This is a genomic window from Flavobacteriales bacterium, from assembly GCA_013214975.1.
In the GTDB taxonomy this organism is placed as follows: domain Bacteria; phylum Bacteroidota; class Bacteroidia; order DT-38; family DT-38; genus DT-38.
In genome coordinates this window covers 1-2,695 of the sequence record JABSPR010000223.1, presented here as the reverse complement: position 1 = coordinate 2,695, position 2,695 = coordinate 1, and the positions used below count along the sequence as shown (strand labels likewise).

The following is a 2,695-nucleotide window of genomic DNA, read 5'->3' as shown; positions in this document are numbered from 1 at the left end:
GTTAAAGAAGTCACGTAGTTATTACTAAGTCCTTGCTCTTCTGTAAAATGTGTAAATGTTTCACCGTCAAATCGAGTTACTCCCCCTCCATATGTACCGAACCATAAATTGCCGTCGAAGTCCTCTAGCATAGAGCTTACAGAACGATGACTCAACCCTTCACGTACGGAATAATTTGTAATAGTATTACCATCGTAACACGACAATCCTCCATGTGTACAAAACCAAATATTATACTCGCTATCTTCAAAAATTGCGAAAACATAATTATCACAGAGGCCTTCTTTTGTAGTAAATGTGTACACAGAATCTCTGTCGTACATACTTACTCCTGCTCTTTCCGTCCCAAACCATACATGACCTTTTCTGTCCTCTAAGATCGAAATAACTGTTTCCTCAAAAAGCCCTTCAATATCATTCATATATAAAAAGGTATTTCCATCATATTTGGATACACCATAGGTTGTGCCCAACCAAAGATTTTTACTCCCGTCTTTAACAAGGGCATTTATATAATTAATGGTTGAACCCGTTTTCTGCGTATAGTGAACTGCACTGGTTTCATTGTAGTTAATTAAACCACCTCCATACGTACCAAACCACAAGCTTCTATCGGTATCTTCTTCTATAGATAAAATTATATTCTTCCCTAATCCCTGTTTTTCATTTAAATGAGAAAAAGATCGATGATCTAATCGGTTAACTCCACCACCCTCTGTCCCAAACCATAAGCTCCCTTGGGAATCCTCGAAAATCGAGTTAATATTTGCATTACTTAACCCTTCCTCTTCAGTGAGATGTGTAAACGATTTACCGTCATACTTAATTACACCATCTCCTGCAGACCCAAACCAAACATTCCTCTCTTTATCGGCTAGTATGGCTGATACCTGTTGATTCGTAAATCCCTGATTTGAGTCAAAATAGGTAAATGATTGGCCACCAAAACGAGTAACACCTCCTTTAGAATCACCCATCCAAATATTACCATTGTGATCTTCACAAAGAGACAATATAGAATTACCATGCAAACCATCGTCAACAGTAAAGTGTGTGAACTCTTTACCATCAAATTTATTCAACCCATTCCAAGTTCCTATCCAGATATCCCCCTTACTATCTTCAATTATTTCAGAAACATAATTATTACTCAACCCTTCCTTCTCTGTAAAATAAGTAAAGAATTCTCCATCATATTTTACAATTCCAGCACCTTCTGTTCCAAGCCAGATATTACCAACTCTGTCTTCAATTATAGTACTGATAACCTTAAAAGCGAAACCGTCCTTCTCAGTATATTGAGTAACAAATTTTCCATCGTAGCAATTCAATCCGTCAAATGTTCCAATCCACAATTTGCCTTTACTGTCTTCTAAGCTCGATCTTACCTGAACATTACTTAACCCCCCATATTCGCCAAGAATACTCAAATATTCCCCATCAAATCGAACGATCCCAAATTCCCATGTGGAAAACCAAAGCTGCCCTCTACTGTCTTCTATAATATTATCTATGTAAGACGAAGGCAAACCTTGGTCTACATCTAAATATTGAACATTGATAGTTGAGTTATCTCTATAAGAAAAAGTAAGAGCTTCAACAGGCCTGGAAAAAGATGAATTTACTTTTCTTCCTTCACCGCTAACTAAAATACCTGTTGGTATTGTGTCTTCCTTGCTATTAATAAGTATAAATTTAGAATGAACAGAGTCAACAGAAAGTTTTTTCACTTTAGAGAGATCGACTTCCGTACGTTTCGGTTTCGTTAAGATCTTTCGAACATTCGATGCTATCGATATAACTTCAACATTAACCTCTTCTTTAAAAAATGAAGGTCTAGAAACATCATTGGGAACAAAAGGTTTATTAATTACCCTTCTACTCGATTTTATAATACTATCTCCAGTAAAGGTATTATGGGTATAGCCATTTACCATATCCAATTCCACAACAATCGGCGGATCAAATATTGCTTTTGGCACAGAGTCATCTTCCTTTATCCCGGTATTGCAGGATATCAGGAGGAAAACTAGAGCGGTAATAAAAATTGAAATTCTAGCCATATTGGTACTATAAACAATACTTTATATTGTCGACATGGAAGATATACAATTGAGTGCTCAGAAACTACAAACCGAAAGCCTTTTTAACCGAAAACAACTCATCTATCTACCTTATAAAAGACCACCATTAACACGACTGACCTACAGGTCATTACTTTTTTACCAATAACAATAATTAGCGTTCATGATTAAAGCAAAATTCTGTCTTCCTAATAAAAACGTTTGGCAATTTGGGCTGACTAAATGAACGGCGCCCCTCAACATTAAATATTTGTAATCTTATTTTTTACTTTCCCAAAACCACATACACATCAGATCAAGACTTTACCCAATAATTATCCTTTATTAATCAACAATCACCTTGTTAATAAGTACATCTACAATTAATTAGGGTGCTATGTCTTTTGAGGGGTATTGAGGTTAATATTAAAAGAAAGCTATGATATTCAACCACTCATCTTCCATTATCGATATAGAAAAAATAAAATCAATGTATAACCTTGGCAAAGATTTAAAATGGCATGACGCTTCTCAATTAATAAAAAGTGCTTCACTAAATAAATTCAAACCAGGAGAATGCTTAATACCGGCTAATTCAAAAAAAAGAGAGGTCTTTATAATTCTTAAAGGTC

1 protein-coding gene is annotated in these 2,695 nt (G+C 35.3%); it reads right to left on the bottom strand.

Annotation, left to right across the window (positions count from 1 at the left end; translation table 11 throughout):
* The coding region (locus HRT72_07505; GenBank protein NQY67552.1) for a hypothetical protein at positions 1–2,063 on the bottom strand (2,063 nt) is incomplete at its 3' end.
* Positions 2,064–2,695: the final 632 nt, after the last annotated feature.